General features: G+C 70.8%; 24 protein-coding genes. 12 read left to right on the top strand and 12 right to left on the bottom strand.

Annotated elements, in window-relative coordinates:
* A partial coding sequence (locus tag ACLFOB_RS05405; RefSeq protein WP_410925344.1) for a porin occupies positions 1–867 on the top strand: 867 nt, incomplete at its 5' end.
* A gap of 103 nt (positions 868–970) precedes the next feature.
* The gene (locus ACLFOB_RS05410; RefSeq protein WP_410925346.1) at positions 971–1,621 is read left to right on the top strand and encodes a YggS family pyridoxal phosphate-dependent enzyme; all 651 of its coding nucleotides are present in this window, start codon (positions 971–973) and stop codon (positions 1,619–1,621) included.
* A 66-nt stretch (positions 1,622–1,687) separates the two neighbouring features.
* On the opposite strand, the gene ACLFOB_RS05415 is transcribed toward ACLFOB_RS05410, so the two are convergent.
* Both ACLFOB_RS05415 and ribA read right to left on the bottom strand, forming a co-directional pair.
* Positions 1,688–2,182: a L,D-transpeptidase family protein gene (locus ACLFOB_RS05415; RefSeq protein WP_410925348.1), complete on the bottom strand. Its 495-nt coding sequence runs from the start codon at positions 2,180–2,182 to the stop codon at positions 1,688–1,690.
* On the bottom strand, positions 2,179–3,270 hold the full coding sequence (gene ribA / locus ACLFOB_RS05420) for a GTP cyclohydrolase II (RefSeq protein WP_410917021.1): 1,092 nt from the start codon (positions 3,268–3,270) through the stop codon (positions 2,179–2,181). Before ribA ends, ACLFOB_RS05415 begins: the two co-directional genes overlap by 4 nt.
* A gap of 153 nt (positions 3,271–3,423) precedes the next feature.
* Between ribA and ACLFOB_RS05425 the strand changes: the two genes are divergently transcribed.
* From ACLFOB_RS05425 to lpxK, 4 genes are all read left to right on the top strand, one after another.
* Positions 3,424–4,110, top strand: a complete 687-nt coding sequence (locus tag ACLFOB_RS05425; protein WP_410917020.1) for a response regulator transcription factor — start codon at positions 3,424–3,426, stop codon at positions 4,108–4,110.
* Positions 4,111–4,979: 869 nt separating this feature from the next.
* Positions 4,980–5,225: a DUF4170 domain-containing protein gene (locus tag ACLFOB_RS05430; RefSeq protein ID WP_410917019.1), complete on the top strand. Its 246-nt coding sequence runs from the start codon at positions 4,980–4,982 to the stop codon at positions 5,223–5,225.
* A 72-nt stretch (positions 5,226–5,297) separates the two neighbouring features.
* A complete protein-coding gene (locus tag ACLFOB_RS05435; protein WP_410917017.1) occupies positions 5,298–6,449 on the top strand; it encodes a 3-deoxy-D-manno-octulosonic acid transferase in 1,152 nt (383 codons plus the stop codon).
* 19 nt (positions 6,450–6,468) lie between these two features.
* Positions 6,469–7,476 carry a tetraacyldisaccharide 4'-kinase gene (lpxK, locus tag ACLFOB_RS05440; RefSeq protein ID WP_410917015.1) on the top strand — a complete coding sequence of 336 codons (1,008 nt, stop codon included), beginning with the start codon at positions 6,469–6,471 and terminating at the stop codon, positions 7,474–7,476.
* A gap of 84 nt (positions 7,477–7,560) precedes the next feature.
* On the opposite strand, the gene ACLFOB_RS05445 is transcribed toward lpxK, so the two are convergent.
* From ACLFOB_RS05445 to ACLFOB_RS05455, 3 genes are read right to left on the bottom strand one after another with little or no spacing between them, the layout of a single operon-like run.
* A complete protein-coding gene (locus tag ACLFOB_RS05445; protein ID WP_410925350.1) occupies positions 7,561–8,706 on the bottom strand; it encodes a CaiB/BaiF CoA transferase family protein in 1,146 nt (381 codons plus the stop codon).
* Positions 8,703–9,338 carry a DsbA family protein gene (locus tag ACLFOB_RS05450; protein ID WP_410917012.1) on the bottom strand — a complete coding sequence of 212 codons (636 nt, stop codon included), beginning with the start codon at positions 9,336–9,338 and terminating at the stop codon, positions 8,703–8,705. The genes ACLFOB_RS05445 and ACLFOB_RS05450 overlap by 4 nt, the downstream gene beginning before the upstream one ends.
* A 14-nt stretch (positions 9,339–9,352) precedes the next feature.
* On the bottom strand, positions 9,353–9,865 hold the full coding sequence (locus tag ACLFOB_RS05455) for a DUF721 domain-containing protein (RefSeq protein ID WP_410917011.1): 513 nt from the start codon (positions 9,863–9,865) through the stop codon (positions 9,353–9,355).
* An 83-nt stretch (positions 9,866–9,948) separates the two neighbouring features.
* Between ACLFOB_RS05455 and mutY the strand changes: the two genes are divergently transcribed.
* Together mutY and ACLFOB_RS05465 are read left to right on the top strand one after the other, a co-directional pair.
* A complete protein-coding gene (gene mutY, locus ACLFOB_RS05460) occupies positions 9,949–11,001 on the top strand; it encodes an A/G-specific adenine glycosylase (RefSeq protein WP_410925352.1) in 1,053 nt (350 codons plus the stop codon).
* 61 nt (positions 11,002–11,062) lie between these two features.
* Entirely contained in the window at positions 11,063–12,211 is a 1,149-nt protein-coding gene (locus ACLFOB_RS05465) for an alkane 1-monooxygenase (protein WP_410925354.1), read from the top strand.
* Positions 12,212–12,292: 81 nt separating this feature from the next.
* On the opposite strand, the gene ACLFOB_RS05470 is transcribed toward ACLFOB_RS05465, so the two are convergent.
* The 4 genes from ACLFOB_RS05470 to ACLFOB_RS05485 form a co-directional block, all read right to left on the bottom strand.
* Positions 12,293–12,931: an NAD(P)-dependent oxidoreductase gene (locus ACLFOB_RS05470; protein ID WP_410918535.1), complete on the bottom strand. Its 639-nt coding sequence runs from the start codon at positions 12,929–12,931 to the stop codon at positions 12,293–12,295.
* Positions 12,932–13,062: 131 nt separating this feature from the next.
* Positions 13,063–14,166 carry a site-specific DNA-methyltransferase gene (locus ACLFOB_RS05475; protein WP_410925356.1) on the bottom strand — a complete coding sequence of 368 codons (1,104 nt, stop codon included), beginning with the start codon at positions 14,164–14,166 and terminating at the stop codon, positions 13,063–13,065.
* A 99-nt stretch (positions 14,167–14,265) separates the two neighbouring features.
* Positions 14,266–14,898 (bottom strand): ribonuclease HII, encoded by a 633-nt coding sequence (locus tag ACLFOB_RS05480; RefSeq protein ID WP_410925358.1) that lies wholly within the window; start codon positions 14,896–14,898, stop codon positions 14,266–14,268.
* A gap of 105 nt (positions 14,899–15,003) precedes the next feature.
* Entirely contained in the window at positions 15,004–15,459 is a 456-nt protein-coding gene (locus ACLFOB_RS05485) for a hypothetical protein (RefSeq protein ID WP_410918392.1), read from the bottom strand.
* A gap of 182 nt (positions 15,460–15,641) precedes the next feature.
* Here ACLFOB_RS05485 and ACLFOB_RS05490 point away from each other — a divergent pair, with 182 nt between their 5' ends.
* Positions 15,642–15,923 (top strand): hypothetical protein, encoded by a 282-nt coding sequence (locus ACLFOB_RS05490; RefSeq protein ID WP_410918391.1) that lies wholly within the window; start codon positions 15,642–15,644, stop codon positions 15,921–15,923.
* Positions 15,895–16,599 (top strand): winged helix-turn-helix domain-containing protein, encoded by a 705-nt coding sequence (locus ACLFOB_RS05495; protein ID WP_410925360.1) that lies wholly within the window; start codon positions 15,895–15,897, stop codon positions 16,597–16,599. The genes ACLFOB_RS05490 and ACLFOB_RS05495 overlap by 29 nt, the downstream gene beginning before the upstream one ends.
* Before the next feature lie 111 nt (positions 16,600–16,710).
* On the opposite strand, the gene ACLFOB_RS05500 is transcribed toward ACLFOB_RS05495, so the two are convergent.
* The 3 genes from ACLFOB_RS05500 to ACLFOB_RS05510 form a co-directional block, all read right to left on the bottom strand.
* Positions 16,711–19,479, bottom strand: a complete 2,769-nt coding sequence (locus ACLFOB_RS05500) for a peptidoglycan -binding protein (protein ID WP_410925362.1) — start codon at positions 19,477–19,479, stop codon at positions 16,711–16,713.
* Positions 19,480–19,482: 3 nt separating this feature from the next.
* Positions 19,483–20,736 carry a biopolymer transporter ExbB gene (locus ACLFOB_RS05505; RefSeq protein WP_410915958.1) on the bottom strand — a complete coding sequence of 418 codons (1,254 nt, stop codon included), beginning with the start codon at positions 20,734–20,736 and terminating at the stop codon, positions 19,483–19,485.
* Positions 20,737–20,805: 69 nt separating this feature from the next.
* Entirely contained in the window at positions 20,806–21,336 is a 531-nt protein-coding gene (locus ACLFOB_RS05510) for a gamma-glutamylcyclotransferase (RefSeq protein ID WP_410925364.1), read from the bottom strand.
* 69 nt (positions 21,337–21,405) lie between these two features.
* On the opposite strand from ACLFOB_RS05510, the gene ACLFOB_RS05515 reads away from it, so the two are divergent.
* The gene (locus ACLFOB_RS05515) at positions 21,406–22,386 is read left to right on the top strand and encodes a DUF2125 domain-containing protein (protein ID WP_410915956.1); all 981 of its coding nucleotides are present in this window, start codon (positions 21,406–21,408) and stop codon (positions 22,384–22,386) included.
* A gap of 95 nt (positions 22,387–22,481) precedes the next feature.
* On the top strand, positions 22,482–23,966 hold the full coding sequence (locus ACLFOB_RS05520; protein WP_410925366.1) for an ABC transporter substrate-binding protein: 1,485 nt from the start codon (positions 22,482–22,484) through the stop codon (positions 23,964–23,966).
* Positions 23,967–24,009 lie beyond the last annotated feature (43 nt).

Here is a 24,009-nt window from a genome sequence, read left to right on the forward strand (position 1 = left end):
ATGGCCGCCGCAGACGTCAGCTTCAGCGGCTTCGGCCGCTTCGGCATCCTGTATGACGAGGACGCCGACCTGGAGACCCGTATCGAGAGCCGCTTCCGTCTGGACATCAACGCCAGCGCAACTGCCGACAACGGCCTGGAGTTCAGCGCACTTGTCCGGATGCAGGCGGATGACGACCTCGACGGTGACGGCACTGCCAACACCGCAGATCCGAACGGCGCCCAGTTCGGGGTCGCCTACGAGGGCCTGTCGGTGCAGGTCGGCAACATCGGAGGTGCGATCGCCGAACTGCCCGGCGTGTTCGAGCAGTCGCTCGGCCTCTCGGGCCTGGGCTTCCACAACCTCGCTGCCAAGTCGGCCTCGAAAGGCGACAGTTGGGACACCTACAGCTCCACCGGCGCTGGTTCTAACGGCGTGCGGGTCGGCTACGGCATGGGCGACTTCTCGTTCATCGGGTCCTACTCGGACCTGTCGAACAGCGGTGGTGAAGAGCGTATCTCGCTCGGCGGTGCCTATACATTCAACGACTGGACCGTGTCGCTGGGCTGGCAGGATTCGACCGACGACACCGATGACCGCGTGCAGTTCATCGTGATCGGCGACCTTGGCCCCGCCAGCGTCACCTTCAAGGCCGCCGACAACGACGGCGCACAGAAGTATGTCATCGGCGGCGACTTCGATGCCGGTGCTGCGACGACCGTCTCGGCCTTCTTCGCCACCGACGAGGAAGTGGATGGCGACGGCGGCGACTCCTACGGCGTCGGCTTCGTCCACGACCTGGGCGGCGGCGCCACGATCCGCGGCGGTGTGGTCGATCCGTGGAACGACAAGCTGACCGCCGACCTCGGTCTGCAGTTCAACTTCTGATCCCTTCGCTGATCGGACGTGACAGGGGGCGGGCCCGCGGGCCCGCCCCTTTCCTTTTGCGGGGCATGGTGGCATCTGCCGGGCAACCGGAGGGAGACCGCCCATGTCGCTTGCAGAGATCCGCCACCGCATCGCGCAGGCAGAGGCGAAGGCCGGCCGCGCGCCGGGCGCGGTCACGCTGATCGCCGTGTCGAAGCAACAGCCCGAGCACCGGATCGAGGCGGTGCTGCGCGAGGGCCACCGCGACTTCGGCGAGAACCGGGTGCAGGAGGCCGCCGGGCGCTGGCCGGCGCTCCGCGAACGCTACGACGATATCGCGCTGCACCTGATCGGACCGTTGCAGACCAACAAGGCGCGGCAGGCGATGGAGCTTGCGCAGGCGATCCATTCGGTGGACCGGCCCAGGCTGGCGCAGACGCTGGCGCGGCTGGCGGACGAGCTGGGCCACTGCCCCGAGCTTTTCGTGCAGGTGAACACGGGCGAAGAGCCGCAGAAGGCCGGCGTGCTGCCGGCCGAGGCGGACGGCTTCGTGGCGGACTGCCGCGCCCTCGGCCTGCCGGTGGTGGGGCTGATGTGCATCCCGCCGGTGGACGAGGCGCCGTCGCTGCATTTCGCGCTGCTGGCGAAGATCGCCGCGCGCAACGGGCTGGACGGGCTGTCGATGGGGATGTCGGGCGATTTCGAGCAGGCGATCGCGCTGGGCGCCACCCATGTCCGGGTGGGCAGCGCGATCTTCGGCGCGCGGCCGGGCTGAGCGCTCTTCGCGCCCTCGCGGGCGCTCATCGCGAGACGCGCGCGCCAGCGCGCACCGAGCGGCCCCTCAGCCCACGATCAGCCGCGTCGCATAGCCGATCCGCGGCGCGATCCAGCGCAGATGCCGGGGGTCAAGCGCCACGCAGCCGGCGGTCGGATATCCGGGCCGCCGCCAGGCGTGCACGAAGATCGCCGAGCCGCGCCCGCGCTCCGCGCGCGGCCAGTTCCAGTCCGTCAGCAACACGAGATCATAGAGCGGATCGGGCCGCCGCAGCGCCTCGTGGCTCCAGGGGTGCGGCGCGCGGATCATCAGGTTGTACTCCTCGTCGCGCGGATCGTCGGACCACAGGTCGCCCGGCCGGATCGGCACCGCCCAGTCGGTGGGCCGCGCCATCCGGTCCGGGCGATAGAGCATCCCCACGATCCGATGCACGCCGCGCGGCGTCGCCCCGTCCCCTTCGCGCTTGTCGCCCGTCAGCCCGCCGCTCCCGATCGCACAGGGAAAGACACGCCCGCGAAAGCGCAGCCCGCGCGGGCCAAGCACCATGTCCGCAGGCGTCACAGCAGGTGCCCCGACTTCGCGGCCTTGGTCCTGAGGTAGCCCGCGTTCTCGGCGGTGTGCCCGACGCGCAGCGGGACGCGCTCGGCCACGGCGATGCCTTCGGCCTGCATCATCTCGACCTTGCGGGGGTTGTTGGTCATCAGCCGCACCGACCCGAAGCCCATCCGCCGCAGGATGTCCGCGCCGATGCGAAAGTCGCGCTCGTCATCCTCGAACCCCAGCCGGTGATTCGCCTCGACCGTGTCGAAGCCCTGATCCTGCAGCGAATAGGCGCGGAGCTTGTTGGCCAGCCCGATGCCCCGCCCCTCCTGGTTGAGGTAGAGCAGCACGCCGGCGCCCGCGGCGCCCATCTGCGCCAGCGCCGCGCGCAACTGCGGGCCGCAGTCGCACTTGAGCGAGCCAAGCACGTCGCCCGTGAAGCAGGCCGAGTGCAGCCGGGCGAGCACCGGCGCGTCACGGCGCGGCTGTCCGACCTCGAAGGCGTAGTGCTCTTCGCCGCCGTCGGCGGGGCGAAAGACATGCAGGCGCCCGGCGCCCGCCGCCTCGACCGGGACGCGCGCCTGTGCCACGGGCGCCAGCGGGCTTGCCGCCGCCAGCAGCGGGTCGGCCAGCGCGGCGGGCAGCAGGGTCAGCCGGTGCGCGCGCGCGAAGCCCGCGCCGTCGGGCAGATCGGTCACCACCGCCGCGGGCAGCAGATGCGCGGATTTCACCAGTCGCAGAGCGGTGCGATGCAACGCCGCCTCGCCGCTGCGGGCGGACAGCAGCGGCCCCTTCATCGGATGTGTCAGATCATCGGCCGGGTCGGCCACCGCGCGCACCCAACGATGGTCCGCGTCGGGCGGAAGCCGCACGCGCGCGAGATCGCCGTCATAGGCGCGCGCCTTCAGCGTGCCCGCCCGCCGGGCGGTGATGGCCAGAACCGTCTCACCCGCCATCGCGCGCACGGCCTCCAGCCGGGCGGCGTGCAGCGTTTCGGCCGCCATGACCAGAGCGCTCGCGCCCGCGCCCGTCAGGACCACCCCCACGCCCATCCGCAGATCGGCCCGCGCGCGGGCGAGGAGTTCCGTCAGATCGGGGGCGATGCTCATGCCGGGTTCCTAAAGAGCGCGTGCCGTGGATGTAAGGCCCGATGCCCGTGAAACAATTCGGCTCTGCGTAACACATGGGCGTGAGAGGATTGCAGCAAATATTGCCGGGGGGCGTCCGTCTGCGCATTTCCCGCGAAACAGGAGGGAAGAAACATGCCGCAGCTCAGAAACATCCTGCTGGTGGACGACGACGACGACCTGCGCGAGGCGCTGAGCGAACAGCTGGTGATGACCGAGGACTTCGAGGTCTTCGAGGCCGCGAGCGGGGCGCAGGCAATGGAGCGGGCCAAGTCCCAGATCTTCGACCTGATCATCCTCGACGTGGGCCTGCCCGACACCGACGGGCGCGAGTTGTGCCGCCTGATGCGCAAGCAGGGCGTGAAATGCCCGATCCTGATGCTGACGGGTCATGACAGCGATGCGGACACAATCCTGGGCCTCGATGCAGGCGCCAACGACTACGTCACCAAGCCCTTCAAGTTTCCCGTGCTGCTCGCCCGCATCCGTGCGCAACTGCGCCAGCACGAGCAGTCGGAGGATGCGATCTTTGCGCTCGGCCCCTACACCTTCAAGCCGGCGATGAAGATGCTGGTCACCGAGGACGACCGCAAGATCCGCCTGACCGAGAAGGAGACGAACATCCTCAAATTCCTCTACCGCTCGCCGGAAGGCGTCGTGGCGCGGGACGTGCTGCTGCACGAGGTCTGGGGCTACAACGCCGGCGTCACGACCCACACGCTCGAGACGCATATCTACCGGCTGCGACAGAAGATCGAGCCCGACCCGGCGAACGCGCAGCTTCTGGTGACGGAGTCGGGCGGATACCGGCTGGTGAGCTGACCGGCGGCAGGGCGCGAAAAAAAGCACCGCACTTGCGCCAGATCAAAGTCACAAAGCCGCAGTATCCATTTATCTGGCTCTATCGGATCCCGCGCATGTCCGGGTCACGACATGCACCTCCCTGTTGGACCTGGCCGGGCTTGTCAGCCCGGCCTTTTTTCCTTCGCTCCGCGCACCGCTCTTTTTCCTTCGCTGCGCGCGCCGCGCACCGCAAGCCTCGCCGAAAAGCGCGCCTCGACGCACGTCGAACCCCCAAGGCCGGCCACGATCCCGCCCTTCCCGCCGGGCGTCATCCGCGCGTGCACGCCGCCCGAGGCGACCGGTTGCTCGCCCTGGCACCCTGCGATGCAGGGCGCGAGACAGGTGTCGCGGGAAGGCAGCGCAGCGATCGCGGTGTCCCTGGCCGCGGACGCGCGGCCGAAGGTGCGATGGCCACGAAGGCGCCCTGGCGCCCGCTGCCACGAGGCAACTCGCCAGCGCATCCCGCGGATCGTTACGCCGGATCGGCGGAGACGGCAGCGATCTGCACGGCGCGGCCCGGTTCCGCCCCGCGCCACCAGCTTGGCGGGCCCCGTTTCCGCCCGCCGCCACGGACCGGCGCCTGCCCCGCCGCGGGCGTGCCTTCGACCGTGCCGGAGGCCGCCCTGTGCCGGCGCCGAGGCGGCGGCGGGACGGACTGCGCGGGCGGACGGGACGGGTGGCATGCGCGGTGCGCCTGTCGCCTCGACCGGAGGGCGACTGACCCATGCATGCGACCCGGAGCGCGGCGGTTCCGTCGCAGCGCTTGCCGTCCTGCCCTGCGGGGAGCCTTTGCATCGGCGCGACGGGGCTTTAGGGTCCTGCGCGGAAAGCAGAGGGGAGCGCGGCACATGGCCCAACGCCTGCACCTCGTCTTCGGAGGCGAGCTGGAAGACCCGGGCGGCACGAAGTTCCGCGATGTGGACGACATCCACATCGTCGGCATCTTTCCCGACTACAAGACCGCCTACGACGCCTGGAAGGCCGAGGCACAGCGCACGGTGGACAACGCCCACATGCGGTATTTCATAGCCCATCTTCACCGTCTGCGCGACGAGGCGATGCCTGCCTCGCCGACCGAGGAACTGGAGGGCTGAGCGCTGGGCGCAGCGCAGGGACTGGCGGGCCTGTTCCGCCGCCAGGCACGCGCCGCGCGCGGCGGCGACGGCGTGCCGGACCGGCCCCCGCGCCCACCCGGCGAACTGGTCTGGCTGCACGTTACCGGAGCACAGCGGCGCGGGCCCCTGTTGCGGCTGGGCCAGCGGCTCGCCGGACAGCGACCGGGCCTGACCCTGCTCTATACCGCCGCCCCGGATGTGCCGCCGCCGCCGCGACTGCGCGGCGCAGCGCTCTGGCAGCCGCTGCCCGCAGAGGGCGTCGGCGAGGCCCAGCGCTTCATGCGGCACTGGGCGCCCGACTGCTGCCTGTGGAGCGGCGGCGCCCCGCGGGCCGCGCTGCTGGGCGCGGCGTCCAAGGCAGGCGTGCCGCTCTTCCTCGTCGATGCCGACGAGCGCGATCTGGACGGCGGCCTGACGTGGCTCCTCACCCTGCGGGGCGATGCCTTCGGCCGCTTCGATGCGGCCCTGGCGCGCGATGACGGGGCCGCCCGCCGGCTGCGACGTCTCGGCATACCGTCTGATCGCATCTCGGTGATCGGTCTGCTGCAGGAGGGAAGCGGCCCCCTGCCCTGCGACGAAGCCGCGTTCGACAGCTTCTCCGGATTGCTCGCGACACGGCCCGTCTGGCTCGCCGCAATGACGCAACCGGCCGAAGTGGCACCGGTGCTGCAGGCGCACCGCGCCACGCTGCGGCTGGCACACCGCCTGCTGCTGATTCTCGTGCCCGACAAGCCAGCCGACGCCGATGCTGCGGCCGCCGACATCTCCGCCGCAGGCCTGCTCGCCGTGCGCCGCTCTGCCGGAGAATTGCCCGACGACGCAACGCAGGTCTATCTGGCCGACACGCGTGGCGAAATGGGACTCTGGTATCGGCTGTCCCCGGTGACCTTCATGGCAAGCTCGCTCGAAGCCGGGCACGGCGGACGCGATCCCTATGAGCCTGCGGCGCTGGGATCCGCCGTGATCTGCGGACCGAACATGGATCACCACATCGACGCCTGCTCGCGCCTTCTGGCGGGGGGCGCCGCGCGAATCGCGGGCGATGCGGCCAGCCTGTCCGACGCGCTGTCCCATCTGATCGCGCCGGACCGTGCCGCGGCGATGGCACAGGCAGGATGGCAGATCGTCTCGGCCGGGGCGGAAGTCACCGACCGGATCACCGATCTGGTGCTCGACACGCTCGACCTTGGACAGACGGCATGACCGGAGGGGGCGGCACCTGATGCGCGCGCCAGGCTTCTGGTTTACCGATCCCCTGCGGCCCGACTGGCGCGCAAGGGCGCTTGCCCCGCTGGGCTGGCTGACCGCGCAGGCGACGGCGCGGCGCGTGGCACGCGGCCCGGGTGCGCGGGTCGGCGTGCCGGTGATCTGCGTGGGCAACCTGAACGTCGGCGGCGCCGGCAAGACGCCCACGGTCGTGGCGCTGCTGCAGCGGCTGGCGGAGCGCGGGATCGAGGCGCATGTCGTCTCGCGCGGGCACGGCGGCAGGCTGACGGGCCCGGTGCGGGTGGACCCGCGGCGCCACGGCGCGGACGACGTGGGCGACGAGCCGCTGCTCGCGGCGGCCTTCGGCCCGGTCTGGGTCGCCAGGGATCGTGCGGCAGGCGCCCGAGCGGCGGCCGCGGCCGGGGCGGCGGCCATCCTGCTGGACGACGGGTTCCAGAACCCGTCGCTCGCGAAGGATCTCTCGGTCGTCGTCGTCGATGCAGCGCTGGGCTTCGGCAACGGGCGCTGCCTGCCGGCGGGGCCGCTGCGCGAGCCCGTGGCAGCAGGCCTCGCGCGCAGCGACCTGCTTCTGTCCATCGGCCCGGACTCCGCCCAGGAGGCGTTCGCGCGGCGATGGGGTCCGGCGATCACGCTGCCGCATCTGACCGGGCGGCTGGAGCCGCTGCCCACCGGCATGGAGTGGAACGGGCTGCGGGCGCTGGCCTTCGCGGGGATCGGCCACCCGGAAAAGTTCTTTGCGACCCTGCGCAGCCTCGGGGCGGAGCTTGTCGCGACCCATGCGCTCGACGACCATCAGCGGTTGGGGGCCGCGCTTCTGACACGGTTGTCACGCGAAGCGTCGGCAGCAGGGGCGCGACTGGTCACCACCGAGAAGGACGCGGTGCGGCTGCCGCGCGAGTTCCGGATGGAGGTGCTGACGCTGCCGGTGCGGCTGTCACTCGACGACTGGGAGCCGCTCGACCGGGCGCTTGCGCGCCTTAGGGACCCCGGGAAAGGCGCTTGAAAGCGCCTTGAAGCGGTTTTGCAAACCGCTTCCCTCCGGGCCGCTTGGACCCCGCGCGAACAAGGGGGACCGGCGCAAGGCGCTTCAAGCGCCTTCCAGCCCGCCTGGCCGCGCGGCTCGATCATCCTCGCCCAGGCGGGGCGAGGGGCGCTCGAGCTTCAGCTCGGCGTCCGAAAAGCGGAAGGGTCCGCGCACACCGGGCACGCCATCCAGCGTCACCTTCATGCCACGCGCCTCTACCTGCGGGTCGGCGAAGACCTCGGCCATGTCGTTGATCGGCCCGGCCGGCACGCTCCCGGCCTCGCAGGCCGCGAGCAGATCGGCCTTGACCCAGCCGCGCGTGGCCGCGGCCAGCGCCTCGAAGAGCGCGGCGCGGTGCGTCACCCGGTCGGCGTTCGTGGCGTAATCCGGCGCCTCGGCCAGTCCCGGCAGGCGCAGAAGGTCGCAAAGCCTGCGGAACTGCGCGTCGTTGCCCGTGGCGATGATGACGTGCCCGTCGGCGCAGGGAAACACCTCGTAGGGCGAGAGGTTGGGATGCACGTTCCCTGTCCGCCCCGGCGGCTTGCCGGTGACAAGGTAGTTCATCGCCTGGTTCGCGGTGACCGCGACGGCCGTGTCCATGAGCGCCATGTCGATCATCTGCCCCCGCCCCGTGGACTGGCGCTGATGCAGCGCGGCAAGGATCGCCACCGCGGAATAGACCCCGGTGAACAGGTCCGTGACCGCCACGCCGGCGCGCAGCGGCGGGCCGTCGGCCGCCCCGGTGATCGACATCAGACCCGACATCCCCTGGATGATATAGTCGTAGCCCGCGCGGTGGGCGTAGGGGCCGTCCTGTCCGAAGCCGGTGATCGAACACCAGACCAGCCGGGGCTGATCTTCCGAGAGCGTCGCGTAGTCGAGCCCGTATTTCGCGAGCCCGCCGACCTTGAAATTCTCGATCACCACGTCGGCCCCGCGCACGAGGGCGTGCACCTTGTCGCGGCCCGCCTCGGTGCGGAAATCCGCGATCACGCTGGCCTTGCCGCGGTTGCAGGCGTGGAAATAGGCGGCCTCCCGGTCCCCGTCGCGCTCGATGAAGGGCGGCCCCCAGCGGCGGGTGTCGTCGCCTTCGGGGCTTTCGACCTTGATCACCTCCGCGCCCAGGTCGGCCAGCACCTGGCCCGCCCAGGGACCGGCCAGGATGCGCGCAAGTTCGACGACGCGAATGCCCTCGAGGGGCGCGCTCATTCGTCGCCCAGCTTCTCGTCGAGAAGTTCCGAGAAGTCGGCGTAGCTCATGTTGCCGTAGGTTTCGCCGTCGATCACGAAGCTGGGGGTCGAGTCGATGCCATGCTCCTCGACGTTCCCCTGATACCAGCCCACCAGCGCGCGCAGCTTGTCGGCGTCGTTGAGGCAGGCCTCGATCCGATCCTCGCCCAGCCCGGCAAGGCGGCCGATCCTGCGCAACTCCTCGGCCACCGCCACGTCGCTGCCGGCGCGCGACCAGTCGCCCTGCGCCTCGTAGAGCAGGTCCGTGATGCCGAAGAACCGCTCTTCGCCGCCGCAGCGCGCGATCATCGAGGCCCACATGCCATATTTGTCGAAATAGGCTTCGCGGTAGACGAAGCGTACCTTGCCGGTGTCGATGTACTCCTCCTTGAGCCGCGGCAGCACGTTCTCGTGGAAGGTGCCGCAGTGCGGACAGGTGTAGGAGGCGTATTCGATCACCTCGACCGGCGCGTCGGCCTCGCCCAGCGCCATCTCGACGACTTCCGGCGCCTCGGCCTCCGCTTCCTGCGCGGCGACGGGCGAGGGCTGCAACGTGGTCCAGCCGGCGGCCAGTGAGAGCGCGAGCGCGGCGGTCAGAAGCTTGAAGGTCATGCGGGTCCTCTTGGTCAGGGGGTGGCGGCGCCGCGCGACAGCACCGCGCGGCCAAGGTCCTCGAGCGCGGCGCGCAGGCGGTCGTCCTGCACGGGCGCGGCGATCTCTGCCGCGCGCGCTTCGCGCGCGGGGTCGGGTCCCGGCTGCGGCGCGGGTGCGGGCGGCGCGAACTGCGCCTGCGCCTCGGCGAAGCCGGTGGGCGAGGTCTGCGTCACCCGCAGCCGCGCGATGGCGTTGTAACCGTAGGCGGCGTTGATCCGCTCGCGCAGCCGCTCCTTCTGCATCTCGACGAGCGGCGCATTGGCGCCGGTGGTCAGCAGGACGAGCGTCGCGCCGAAGCCGGGGCCTGTGTGGCTGATCTTGACGGGACGGGCAAGGCGCGCGATCTCGGCGCCCGCGACCTCTTCCCAATGGGTGAGCACCCGCGTGACGGCAAAGCCGCGTCCCTCCGCCGCCTTGCGGATGTGCGGCTGCAGGACGCTTGCGGCGCGGGCGAATCCCCGCCCTCTGATCGGCCTGTCGGTCACGCTTGGCCTCCTCCGGGTCGCGGCTATTCTAGTGGTCCGAGCCGCCCGTGCCAGCCCATATCGCAGAAAGGAGCCCGCGCGCGATGTCAACCCTGCGTGAACCCGCCGCAGAGCTTCTGGCGTGGTACGACCGGCACGGGCGCGAACTGCCCTGGCGGGTGGGACCGGCCGCGCGCGCGGCCGGCCAGCGCCCCGATCCCTACCGCGTCTGGCTGAGCGAGGTGATGCTGCAGCAGACCACCGTCGCCGCGGTGCGCGACCATTTCCACCGCTTCACGACGCTCTGGCCCACGGTCGAGGCGCTGGCCGCGGCGGACGACGCGCGGGTGATGGGCGAATGGGCGGGCCTTGGGTATTACGCCCGCGCGCGCAACCTGCTGAAATGCGCGCGCGTGGTGGCCGAAGAGCACGGCGGGCGCTTTCCCGGCACTCTCGATGCCTTGCGAAAGCTGCCGGGCATCGGCCCCTACACCGCAGCCGCGATCGCCGCCATCGCCTTCGACCGGGCGGAGACGGTGGTGGACGGCAACGTCGAGCGGGTGATGGCGCGCCTCTTCGACATCCGCACGCCGCTGCCGGCGGCAAAGCCCGAGCTGACCGCGCGCGCCGCGGAGCTTACGCCGCAGGCGCGACCGGGGTGCTACGCGCAGGCCGTGATGGACCTTGGCGCCACGATCTGCACACCGCGCCGCCCGGCCTGCGGGATCTGCCCTTGGCGCGACGGCTGCCTTGGCCGGCTGGCCGGCAGCGCGCCGGACCTGCCTGCCAAGACGCCGAAGAAGGCCAAGCCGGTGCGCCACGGCATCGCCTATCTCGCCCGGCGGGTGGACGGCGCCTGGCTGCTGGAACGGCGGCCGGAAAAGGGGCTTCTGGGCGGGATGCTGGGCTGGCCGGGTTCCGACTGGGTCGAGGATGCGCCCGCCCCCGCGCCGCCGATCCGGGCCGAGTGGCGCGATGCCGGTGCCGAGGTGCGCCACACCTTCACCCATTTCCACCTGCGACTGGCGCTGCGCACGGCGCTTGTGCCCATGGACCGGGCGCCCGCGCGCGGCATCTTCCTGCCGCAGGAAGAGTTCCGCCCCTCCGACCTGCCCACGGTGATGCGCAAGGCTTTCGATCTTGCGCGCGGCGGCTGACGCGCCGCATGGCGCAGCCGGGGCGGAGCGGATATATTCCCGGCAAAACAGGTCGGGCACCATGCAACAGCTTCATACCATCCCCGCGGCTCAGGTGGCGCGCTGGTGGCGCGCCCTTCCCTTCTGGATGTCGCTGGCGCTGATCCCGCTGGCGTGGATCGGGGCGCTGTATGGCGGCTGGACCGTGCTGCTGCTGCCGGTGGTCACATGGTATCTCTTCGCCGCGGTCGACATGGCGCTGGGCCAGGACACCGGCAACGCCGATCCGGAAACACCGGAAAGTGCGCTGGGCGCTTACACCCTCGTCACGCGCATCTGGCCCGCGGTGCAGGCGGGCACGCTCTTTGGCCTTCTGTGGTATGTGCCCCGCGCCGGGCACATGGGCGCGCTGGAGACGATCGGGCTGTTTTTCGGCATGGGGGTCATCACTGGCACCATCGGCATCAACTATTCCCACGAGTTGATGCACCAGCGGAACAGGTGGGAACGGTGGCTGGGCGACATCCTGCTTGCCATGGTGCTCTATTCGCATTTCCGGTCAGAGCACCTGCTGGTGCATCACCGCTACGTCGGCACGCCGCGCGACCCGGTGACCGCGCGCTACAACGAGGGTTTCCACCGCTTCTTCCCGCGCGTGCTGCGGCAGAGCCTGACCTCGGCCTTCAAGGCGGAGCGCGACATGCTCGCGCGCAAGGGCAAGCCGTGGTGGTCGGCCGGGAACCCCTTCTGGCGCTACTGGGCGCTGCAGGCGGTCATGCTGGGGCTGGCTTTCGCGCTGGCCGGCTGGGTGGGGCTCGCGCTTTTCGTCTGGCAGGCCTTCATCGCTGTCTGGCAGCTGGAACTGGTGAACTACGTCGAGCACTACGGGCTCACCCGCAAGCACCTGGGCGAGGGGAAATACGAACACGTCAAGCCGCGCCACAGCTGGAACGCCGCGCATCGCGCCTCGAACTGGCTGCTGATCAACCTGCAGCGCCACTCTGATCACCACTACAAGCCCGACCGGCGCTTTCCGCTGCTGCAGACCTATACCGAGGACGAGGCGCCGCAATTGCCCTACGGCTACCCGGTGATGACCGTGGCCGCGATGATCCCGCCGCTCTGGCGCCGCGTGATGAACCCGCGGGTGAAGGCCTGGCGCCGCCGCTACTACCCCGAGATCAACGACTGGCACCCCTACAACAAGGCGGCGACCCCGATGCCGCGCTGAGCGCGCGCCTTTTTCGACGGTCCCGGGATGCTCCGCGGGAGTAGGCCGCAGGGTCCGCCGGGGCAAAGCCCCAATGCGGCCTCACCGCACCAGCACCGGCGCCTCGCGCAGATGGCTTTCCGTCTGCGCGGCGTCGAGCAGGAACTCGGCCACGTCGGCGCGCGCGATCATGCCGTTGCGCCATTCCGACGGCTCTGTCAGCACCTTGTAGCGCCCGGTGCGCGGCCCGTTGGTCAGGATGCCGGGGCGCGCGATGGTCCAGTCCAGCGCGCTGGCGCGGATCGCCTCCTCCTGCCGGGTCTTGTCGTCGTAGGCGCGGCCCATGATCGCGCGGAAGGGCACGCGCTCCAGCATGGAGAGAGCGGCATTGCTGTCGCCCGCGCCGAACCCCGTGACGGCCAGCAAACGCCGCGGCCCCTGCTCTTCCATCAGCGGCAGAAGCGCGCCGGTCGCCCGCGAAAACAGCGTGACGGGCCGATAGACGAAGCCCAGCCCCGGCGGCACGCCCAGCGCCAGGATCACCGCCTCCTGCTCCTCGAGCGCGCGGGTCAGGTCCTGCGCGTCCGTGGCATCGCCCGGAAAACGCTCCAGCCCCTCGGCCTCCGCCATGCCCTCGGCACTGCGCGCCATCGCACGGACGCGCAGCCCGCGCTCCAGCCCCTGCCGGACGACCTGCAGCCCGATGCCGCGGCTCGCCCCGATCACAAGAATTCGCTCCATCATGCGCTCCCTTGTCCTTACGAAGGACATAGAGCGCCGTGCGCAAGAAAAAGGCCCCGGCGCAACGGCCGGGGCCAGGTGGTGCCCTCAGGCGGCGGGCAGGGGACCGCGCGGCGCGCCTTCCCCCTGTCTCAGCCTGGCCGCTCCCCCATCTCCGAGCGCAGTTGCTGGCGCAGCACGTCGATGGGCACCACCTGCCCGTCGCGGCGGAAGCACCAGTAGGTCCAGCCGTTGCAGGACGGCGCCCCCTCCAGCGCCGCGCCGACCTGGTGGATCGAGCCGTTGACCCCGTCGGCCACCAGCGTGCCGTCGGCGCGGACCTTCGCCGCCTTGCCGCTGACCGAGGTCAGCACCTCGCCCGGCCGCAGCATGCCGCGCTCGACGAGTTGGCCGAAGGGCACGCGCGGCGCGGCGCGCTTCGACGCGCTCACCTCCAGCGCCGAGCGGTCGTAGGGGCGCACCGCCGCCAGCCGCTTCTCGGCCAGCCGGATATACCCCTCGTCGCGCTCGATCCCGATGTAGTCGCGCCCCAGCATCCGCGCGACGGCCCCCGTCGTGCCCGTCCCGAAGAAGGGATCGAGCACCACGTCGCCGGGGTTGGTGCAGCCCACCAGCACGCGATGCAGCAGCGCCTCGGGCTTCTGCGTCGGATGCGCCTTCTCTCCGCTCTCGTCCTTCAGCCGCTCGTGCCCGGTGCAGAGCGGCAGCACCCAGTCAGAGCGCATCTGGATACCCTCGTTCAGCGCCTTGAGCGCCTCGTAGTTGAAGGTGTAGCGCGCGCCCTCCGCGCGGCTGGCCCAGATCATCGTCTCGTGCGCGTTGGTGAACCGCTTGCCGCGGAAGTTCGGCATCGGGTTCGACTTGCGCCAGACCACGTCGTTCAGGATCCAGAAGCCCGCGTCCTGCAGCGCGGCGCCCACGCGAAAGATGTTGTGATAGGAGCCGATGACCCAGATCGCGCCACAGGGCTTCAGCACGCGCCGCGCCTCTGCCAGCCACGCACGGGTGAAGGCGTCATAGGCCGCGAAGCTGTCGAAACGGTCCCAGGCGTCGTCCACCGCATCGACGCGGGAGTTGTCCGGGCGATGCAGGTCGCCCCGCAGCTGCAGGTTGTAGGGCGGATCGGCAAAGATCAGGTCGATGCTGGCCTCGGGCAGCCGCGCCATTTGCTCGATGCAGTCGCCGCGCAGAATCGTGTTCCGCGGGGCCACGGCCCCGCGCGTCATGTCTTTCATCGTCGTCTCTGCCTCTGTCCCCGGCGCGGTTCGCCGCGCTCGTCGCTTGCGCGCCCAAGGATGCGCGAGCCGGCGAATCAGGTCAATTTCTTTTTCGAATCAGAGACTTACGCTTTTGCCTTGATACAATATCTTGTGCACGGGCGCGAAGGATCGTCTATGGTGAGGGGTCACTCCCAGATCTTGAAGCGCCGCGATGTGGCCTTTTGACGAATAGCCCATGTTCGTCTCCCAGCCGTAGCCGGGAAACTGTTGCGCAAGCTCCACCATGATCGTGTCGCGCGCGACCTTGGCCGCGATCGATGCCGCGGCGATCGACAGCACGCGCCCGTCGCCGCCCACAACCGCCTCTGCCCCGCAGGGCAGGCCCTGCGGCACGCGGTTGCCGTCGATCAGCAGGTGGCAGGGCACCAGCGGCAGCGCCGCCACCGCCCGGCACATGGCAAGCTCCGCCGCGGCCAGGATGTTCAGCGTATCGATCTCCTCGACGCTGGCATGGGCCACGCTGACGGTCGCGCAGGCGGCCAGTTCTGTCGCCAGATCGCGGCGCCGCGCCGGTGTCAGGCGCTTGGAGTCGTCGATCCCGTCGGGCACGCAGTCGAGATCGAGCAGCACCGCCGCCGCCGTCACCGGCCCGGCAAGCGGGCCGCGCCCCACCTCGTCGATCCCCACGACGAAGCGCGCGCCGCGGGCCAGCGCGGCCCGTTCGAAACTCAGATCCGGCGACTCCATGCCGCCACATGACCGCGTGCCGCCGGGCGGTCAACCGGCGAATCCCGAAGGGGCGGACCCTGCCAAGGCCCGCCCCCGGCTCGGGCCCCGGGGCGGACGCCGGCCTCAGGATCCCGCGGTGCGCAGCCGGTAGCCACTCTTCCGCAGGCAGCGCCCCCCGTAGACCTCCGCCGGCCCGTGCCGCGTCTGCACGCGAAACAGGCACTGGCGCGGCAGCTTCCAGGGTTCGGCGACCGTCCGTTCGGCACAGCCGCGCATCACCACCCGCCGCACGCCCTGCCGCGTCTCGTAGGTGCGCAGGCAGCGCACCGGCACGGTCTTCGCGTCGTGGCGCGGGCGGTAGTGATCCTTGGGCTTGGGCCGGTGCGGCGCGATCACCGGCGGCTTGTCGTCGTCATCCCGGTCGCGGTCCGACAGCGCCTTGCCGACGATCGCAAGCGCCGCCAGCCCGGCGAGGATCTTCGCGATGTCCTCCTCGCTCGCCGCGCGGGCCGGAGAGGGCGCGAGCGCCCCGGCAGCAAGGGCCGCGGCCGCCACCAGGGCAAGAGCCTGTCTGAGCATGGGTGTCTCCTTTCGTGTTCTGCATCTCCCGGTCCGGCAGCGGTGCGCCCGCCGAACCCGATGCGCTCACGCTGCGGCGCCCCGCGACAGACAGGCAATGACCGCCCCGCGTTATCCGATAACCGCGCTGCGCGGCCCCTCGGTCATTGAAAGACGCGCGTCCCCGGCGCAGTCTCCCGCCCATGCGCATCACGCTTTCGCTCGTCCTCATCCTCGCAGTCTTCGCCTCTGCGGCGCAGGCCGAGTGCTACGCCGACTACAAGGCCCGACAGGACCGGCCCTTCGCGCTGCACTACGGCGTGGCGCGGATCGAGCGGGCCTGCACGCCCAGACAGGCGGCGCGGGAACTGGCCCCCCGCCTCGCCGCGGCGGGCTGGCGGCTGCTGACCGTGGTGTCGGTCTTCGGCGCGGAGGGACTGGAGGAGAGGCGGGAGAATGCCGGCGCCCATTTCCTCCGCTACTGAGCGTCCGCGGGCGGGCGCGCGCCTCGTCTGGGCCGGTCTGGCGGGCATCGCGCTGCTGCTGGCCGGGGCGGCGGTGCTGCTGCTGGCGGTGCTGCCCGATGCAGACGCCTTCAACGCCCGGGTCGAGCGCATCTTTGTCGAGAACGACGACCTGACCGGCCAGGCCGAGATCAGGCTGCTGGAAATCCTCGCCCAGAGCGGCAGCGCCTTCTCGGAGACGCTGGCAGGCTACCGGGTGGTGATCCTCGTCCTGCTGGTCTTCTCCGCGGCGATGCTGCTCGCCGCGATCGTCTTCCTGGTCCTGCTGCTCGCGCTCAACCGGCGCATGGCGCAGATCGAGCGCGCCGGCATCCAGGTCAACTCGCTGATCCTGAGCCGGGAAGAGAATACCGTCTATCTCAACAACATCGCGCTCAAGCTCACCGACGCCGCGATGGAGACTCTGGCCGCCCTCGCCGAGGCACGGCTCGACGACGAGATGCTCAGCGGCGCGGACCTCGAGGCGGTGATCACCGGACGCCCTGCGGCCGACTGCGACGAAGCCGCCGGCGCCACCCGCATCAAGCGCCTGCGCGACGGGCTGGGCAACCAGCTGGTGAGCGAGCTTCTGGTGCGCAACATCGCGCGCCGCGGCTACCTGCTGGCCATCGACAAGGACGCGATCAGGATGCTCTGAGCTTCGTGTGGCGCGCATCCCGGGCGCCGCCCCGGTTGTCCTTCAATGGTCCCGAAATACCCCGGGGGAGTCCGGCGCAGCCGGACGGGGGCAGCGCCCCCGAGCCACCTCTCACCGCTCGGTCAGCTTCAGCTCGATGCGCCGGTTGCGCGCCCGCGCCTCCGCCGTGTCGCGCGGGTCGATCGGCTGATACTCCCCGAAGCCGTTGGCCGACAGCCGCTCCGGCGGAATGTCGTGCGCGTCGATCAGGTAGCGCACGACGGACAGCGCGCGCGCCTGGCTCAGTTCCCAGTTGTCCTCGAATTCCGCGCTGGCGATCAGCGGCACGTTGTCGGTATGCCCGTCCACGCGCAGCACCCAGTCGATCTCGTCCGGGATCCGGTTCATGACGCCCTTCAGGATCTCGGCCACCTGCCCGATCTCGGCGCGTCCCTCGCGCGAAAGCTCCGCCTGACCGGGGGCAAAGAGAACCTCGGAGGGAAAGACGAAACGGTCGCCTTCGATCTGCACGCCCTGCTGCGCACCGAGGATCGCGCGCAGCCGTCCGAAGAACTCCGAGCGGTAGCGTTCCAGATCCTCCTTCTCGGCCTCCAGCAGACGCGCGCGCTCCTCCTCGAGCTGGCGGCGGCGGCGTTCCTCTGCCGCGGCGCGGGCGAGCGCCGCGTTGAGTTCGGCCCCGAGCGACTCGATTCGCACCTGCTGCGCCGCGTCCGCTTCGCGCGAGGCGTCGATCAGCCCCTGCAGGCGCGCGAGCTGGCGGCTGAGTTCGCGGACCTGCTGGTTCAGCAGGGCGGTCTGGCGCTGCGCCTCCGTCGCCGCCGCGCGCTGCTCCTCCAGTTCCCGGTTGGCCACGGCCAGGAGCTGATCGCGCTCGCCCTGGCCCTGCTCCGCGGCCAGTCGCGCGGCGGCGGCGTCCTCCAGCCGGGACCGCAGATCCTCGACTTCCGCCTCCGCGCTGCGCTGCGCGGCCAGCGCCGCTGCAAGGCGTTCGCGCGTCTCGGCGGCATCCGCTTCGACCTGCCGCTGTTCTGCCAGCGCGGCGGCCAGCCGCCGGCCCAGTTCGTCCTCGGCGCTTTGCGCCGCGACGACGGCGGCCAGCGCCTCGGTCAGCTGGCGTTCCAGATCGGTGCGTTCGGTGCCGGCGGCCTCTGCCTCGGCGCGGGTCTCGGCCAACTGCGCGCGTGCCTCTTCCAGCTCCGCGCGGGTGGTGGCGAGATCGGCCGCTGCGCGCTCTGCACGCGCCTCCGCGGCGGCGAGGTCGCCGCGCAGGGTCTCCTCTGTCGATCCTGCCGCCGCGATGTCTGCCCGGCTGGCGGCCAGCTCGTCCTCGGCGGCCTCCGCACGGGCCTGCGCCGCGGCAAGCCGGTCGCGCAGCGCCTCCTCGGCCTGCCCCCGCGCGGCAATGCGTTCCAGCGCAGAGGCCAGGCGCGCGCGGAGGTCTGCCGCCTCTGCATCCGCGCTCTCGGCGGCCTGCCGCGCGGTGGCCAGCGCCGCGCCGGTTGCCTCGGCCTCTGCGCGCGCCTCGTCCAGCGCGGCTTGCGTCTTCGCCGCTTCGGTGCGGGCGGTCTCTGCCGCCTGCGCCTGCGTGTCGGCCTCCAGCAACGCCGCGGCAAGTGCCGCCTCCAGGTCGGTCAGCCGCTCCTCGCCCGTGGCACGTGCCTGCGCGGCCGCGGCCTCCGCCTGTTCGGCACGGGCGCGGGCACGCGCCTCTGCGGCAATCGCCGCGGCGAGGTCGGCCTCCATCGAGGACAGGCGCGTTTCGCGCTCCGCCGCCTCTGTTTCCGCCGCTTCCGCGCGCGCGGTCGCGGCATCCCCCGCCGCGAGCGCCGCCGCCAGACGCTCTTCGAGCGTGGCGATGCGGTTCGCGCGGGTGTCCGCCGCGTCCTCCGCGGCGGCCAGGTCGGCGCGCAGGCGCTCCACTTCGCCGGCGGTGCGCTCCGCCGTGGCCTGCGACGCGTCCCGCTCTTCCGTCATGGCGGCAAGATCGGCCTCGAGCCCCTCCTGCGCCAGCAGGGCGGCGGCGAGCTTCGCGTTCAGATCCTCCTGCGCGGCTTCCGCCGCGGCGAGCAGCGTCAGCGTCTCTTCCGCGCGGCGGCGCTCTTCCTCCAGCGCCAGCGTCATGGCGGTCAGTTCCGCCTCGCTGTTCTCGAGCCGGTCGCGCAGGGCCTCTGCGGCGGCGGCTTCTGCAAGGCGCGCTTCCTCCTCGGCGGTCAGGGCCTCTTGCAGCTCCTCGACGCGGCCCGAGAGCGCCAGCCGCGCCTGCTCTCCCTCTGCAGTCTCCTCGCGCAGGTCCGCGACCAGCGCCTCCAGCGCCTCGCGCCGGGCAGCGGCAAGGCGCGCTTCCTCGGCCTGTGCGTCGATCTCGCTGCGCGCGCTGGCCAGCGCGGTTTCCAGCGCGTCGCGTTCCGAGGTCAGCTCGGCCTGCGACTCCTCCAGCGTGGCGATCCGGGCCTGCGCATCCTCGCGCTCGGCCAGCAGGCTTGCGACCTGTTCCTCGAAGCTGGCGATGCGGGCGCCCGCGCCCTCAAGCGCCGCTGCCTGCTCTTCGGTCCGGGTCCGGAGCGAGGCGATCAGCGCCTCCTGCCGGCTCGCCTCGTCCTCGGCCGCGTCCAGCGTGGCCGACAGCTCGCCCACCCGGTCCTCCAGCTCCGCATTCTGGCGCTGCGCCAGCCCCAACGCACGCGCCAGCGTGCCCACCTCCTGCGACAGCGTGTCGAGTTCGGATTCCTGCCCGCTGATCTCTTCGGTCAGCACGTATTGCACGACCATGAAGATCGTCAGCACGAAGATCAGCACCAGCAGCAGGCCGGTCATCGCATCGACGAAGCCGGGCCAGATCGAGTTCTGGAAACGCTGCCCGTTGCGGCGTGCGAGCGCCATGCGCTAGCCCTCCCCGCCCTTCGCCTCGCGCTGGGGGGGAACCTGCCCCTGCTGCGTCGTCCGCGCCCGCAGCCGCGGCCCCGTGCCCGACGGCATTCGCGCGCCAAGCTGACCCACGGCGTGGGTGAGCGCCGCGATCTCGCTGCGCAGTTCCGCGATGCTTTCCTGCCGGCCGGCGGACATCTCTTCGAGCAGGCGCAGAAGCTGCACGTCGATCGAGCGCAGGCGCATCCGGCTTTCGGTGTCGAAGCCGCCCTCAGCCCCGCGCTCAATCCCCTGCATCACGTCGGCCAGCCGCTCCTGCCCTTCGGCCACGCGCATCAGCGCGGCGGTCGAGGGCGAGGCGGCCTCGATCCGCTCGGTCATCCGCTCGACCGAGTCGGCGAGTTGCGACAGCTTCGCGTCCACGCTGGCGCGGCTCTCGTCGGACTGCGCGAACATGGTCTGCAGCATTTCCATCTGCTCGGCCATGTGGTCGATGACGGCGATCACCGCTTCCTCGTCGACCTCGCCTTCGCCCTCGGAGGAATAGCCCAGGCGCGTGATCGAGCTGAGCCATTCCTCGAGTTCGCGATAGAAACGGTTCTGCCCGTGCCCCGCGAAAAGCTCCAGCAGCCCCACCACCAGCGACCCGGCAAGCCCCAGCAGCGACGAGGCGAAGGCCACGCCCATCCCGCCCAGCTGGCTTTCGAGGCCGGTCATCAGGCGGTTGAACACGGCCGTGCCCGGCTCTCCCTGCTGCGGCGCAAGTCCGCGGATCGTGTCGACCACCGCCGGAACGGTGGTCGCCAGCCCATAGAAGGTGCCCAGCAGACCCAGGAAGATCAGCATGTTGATGATGTAGCGCGTGATCTCGCGCGCCTCGTCCAGCCGCGTTGCCACACTGTCGAGGATCGAGCGCGTGGAGGTGGCCGATATCTGCCGCCCCCGGCCGCGCGACCGCAGCAGGGTGGCAAGCGGCGCCAGCAGCCGCGGCGCCGGGGCGGCCTCGATCCCCGGGCGCCCCTCGGCGAAGGCCTCGATCCAGCGGACCGAGGCGATGAGCGTGACCACCTGGTAGAAGCAGGCCAGCACCCCGATCACGAAGACCGCGCCGATGAAGCCGTTGAACCAGGGGTTTGCCAGAAAGACCGGCATCACCCGCGGCGCGGCCAGCACCGCGCCGATGGCCGTGAGCGCCAGCACGAGCAACATGAACAGGATCTGTCGGACGGGTTGCGAGAAATGCGGCGCCGTCTCGAGTTGCGGCTTGGCCATGCGATGCGGTTTCCGGCGACTTTTCGGCTGTTTCGGACCCTATAGGTCGGGGCGGGTCAAGCCAAGCCACTAAGCCTTGAGCGCGCGCACCCGTGCCGACAGCCATTCCAGATCTGGATCGGCCAGCCCCAGTTCGGCCAGATGTGCCGCGGTATTGTGCAGATACTCGTCGTTCGGCCCCCGGCCGCCGATGGCGCGCGCGATGATCGCTGCCTGCTCCTCCAGCGGCAGGTTGCCGCAATACTGCCCGTGCGCAGGGTCGATGACATAGGTCACCGCTTCGACCGATCGGCCGTCGGCAAGCTCGACATGCAGCATCCGCTCGACATAGGCCGACGAGATCAGCTCGCGGGCGCGCAGATAGGCCAGCGTCTCCTCCTCGTGCCCCGGCGCGGCGGCCAGCGCCACGCCGTTGCAGACCGCCCCCTCGAGCGCATCCAGCGCGAGCACCAGGCCCGGCTCCGCGATGCTGCCGCGGTGGTGGATCGAGCGCATGCAGAAGCTGCGGTGCCAGCCGGGCAGCCGCGCAAGCACGCGTTCGGCCACCGGGAACCCGGGGTTCCACAAGAGCGATCCGTATCCGAAAACCCACATCGTCACGGTGTCTGGTCCTTTCTCCGGGGCGGGGTTAAACACCATCGCCGCAGCGTCTGCAAAGGGGATGGGCGGATGAAGCGGCTGTTGATCCTCGTCGTCCTCGCGGCGCTGGCCTGGTCGGGATACTGGGTTTTCGGCGCCTCGCAGTTGCGGCAGGCCCAGACGCAATGGTTCGAGGACCGGCGCGCCGAGGGCTGGCAGGCCGACTATGCCGAGCTTTCGGTGCGCGGCTTTCCCAACCGCTTCGACACCACGCTCACGGACGTGGCGCTGGCCGATCCCGGCACCGGCCTCGCCTGGCAGGCGCCGATCTTCCAGGTCCCGCGCCTGAGCTACCGGCCCAACCACCTGATCGCGGTCTGGCCCGACACCCAGGTGCTGGCGACGCCCGAGCGGCGCTTCACGATCCATAGCGACGACATGCGGGCAAGCCTCGTGCTTCGGCCGCAAGATGCGCGCGCGCTCGAACGCGCCACGCTGGTGGCCGAAACCCTGCGGATCGAACCGGAGCGGGGCGGCGCATGGGCGCTGGCGCGGCTCAACCTCGGGGCGGCGCGCGAACCGGTGCAGGCGGCGACGTATCGGCTGGGCCTGTCGCTCGACGGGCTGGCACCGCCCGATCCGCCCGAGCGGCTGCCGCAGACGCTGGATGCGCTGCGCATCGACGCGACGGTGACCTTCGACGCGCCCTGGGACGCGGCCGCCATCGCGGAGCGCCGGCCACAGCCCCGCAGGATCGACCTCGACACCGCAGAGGCGGTCTGGGGCCGGCTGGTGCTGCGCGCCGCGGGCCGGCTCACCGTCGACGCGAACGGCGTGCCGGAGGGCGCGGTCGCGATCCGGGCCGAGAACTGGCGCGCGATCCTCGACCTGGCCCGCGAAACCGGCGCGCTGCCCGAGCGTCTTGCCGACAACCTCGAGGCCGGCCTCTCGCTCGTCGCTCAGCTTTCCGGCAGCCCCGAGACGCTGGACATCCCGCTCGATTTCGCGGACGGGCACATGCGGCTGGGGCCGATTCCCCTGGGCCCCGCACCGCGGCTCGTGATCCGCTGAGATTGCCCTCGGGCGCTCTGGACAGGGTCCGGCCGATCCGCCAAGCTTGACCCGGCAGACGCCGTCAGGGCGCCTTCGACCAGGGAGAGAACGAGATGACCAAGCCCCTTCGCCTGTTCGCCGCAAGCGCGCTCGCGCTGGCCGCCGGGCTCGCCCCCGCCTGGGCGCAGCGCACCGACATCACGGTCGCCATGCAGCTGGAGCCGCCGCATCTCGACCCCACGGGCGGGGCTGCGGGCGCCATCGACAGCGTGCTTTACGCCAACGTCTTCGAGGGGCTCACCCGCTTTACCGAGTCGGGCGAGGTCGTGCCGGGCCTTGCCGAAAGCTGGGAGATTTCGGAGGACGGGCTGACCTACACCTTTGCCCTGCGCGAGGGCGTGACCTTCCATGACGGCACGACGATGGATGCCGAGGACGTCAAGTTCACGCTCGACCGTGCGCGCGCAGAGGATTCCACCAATGCGCAGAAGCAGCTCTTCGCCGCGATCGAGAGCGTCGAGGTGGTGGACCCGCAGACCCTGCGCGTCACTCTCTCGCAGCAGGACGGCATGTTCCTGTTCAACATGGCCTGGGGCGATGCGGTGATCGTGGCGCCCGACAGCGTCGGCGAGATCAAGTCGAAGCCCGTCGGGACCGGTCCCTTCCGCTTCGTCAGCTGGACGCAGGGCGACAGCATCGAACTGGCCCGCCACGACGACTACTGGGGCGAGGCGCCCGCGCTGGAAGAGGCGACCTTCAAGTTCATCTCCGATCCCACCGCCGCCTTCGCGGCGATGATGGCAGAGGACATCGACGCCTTCATGGCCTTCCCCGCGCCGGAGAACCTGCCGCAGTTCGAGGCGGACCCGCGCTTTCAGGTGCTGATCGGCTCGACCGAGGGCGAGACGGTCCTGTCCACCAACAACGCCCAGCCGCCGCTCGACGACCGCCGCGTGCGCAAGGCGATCGCCCATGCCATCGACCGGCAGTCGATCATCGACGGCGCGATGTTCGGCTACGGCACCCCCATCGGCAGCCATTTCGCGCCGCACCACCCGGCCTATGTGGACCTGACCGACAACTCCGCCCACGACCCCGAGCTTGCCCGCCAGCTTCTGGCCGATGCAGGCTATCCCGACGGCTTCGCCACCACCCTCAAGCTGCCGCCGCCGTCCTACGCGCGTCGCGGCGGCGAAATCGTGGCAGCGCAGCTGCGCGAGGTCGGGATCGAGACGGAGATCACCAACCTGGAATGGGCGCAGTGGCTGGAGGAAGTGTTCACCAACAAGAACTACGGTCTCAGCATCGTCAGCCACACCGAACCGATGGACATCGGCATCTACGCCCGGCCGGACTACTACTTCCAGTATGACAACCCGGACTTCCAGGCGCTGATGGACGACCTCAACACGACGACGGACCCCGACGGCCGGACCGCCATGCTGCAGGATGCGCAGCGCATCATCGCCGAGGACTACGTCAACGGCTACCTCTTCCAGCTTGCCATGACCTCGGTCGCCCGGGCGGGGGTGCGCGGCCTGTGGGCTGACGCGCCGACCCAGGCCACCGACCTGACCGGCGTCTACTGGGAAGAGTGAGCGCAGCGGAGCGCGCGCCCGGCGCCGGCGCGCGCCTCGCGAA

Source organism: Rhodosalinus sp., assembly GCF_046542825.1.
Lineage (GTDB): Bacteria > Pseudomonadota > Alphaproteobacteria > Rhodobacterales > Rhodobacteraceae > Rhodosalinus.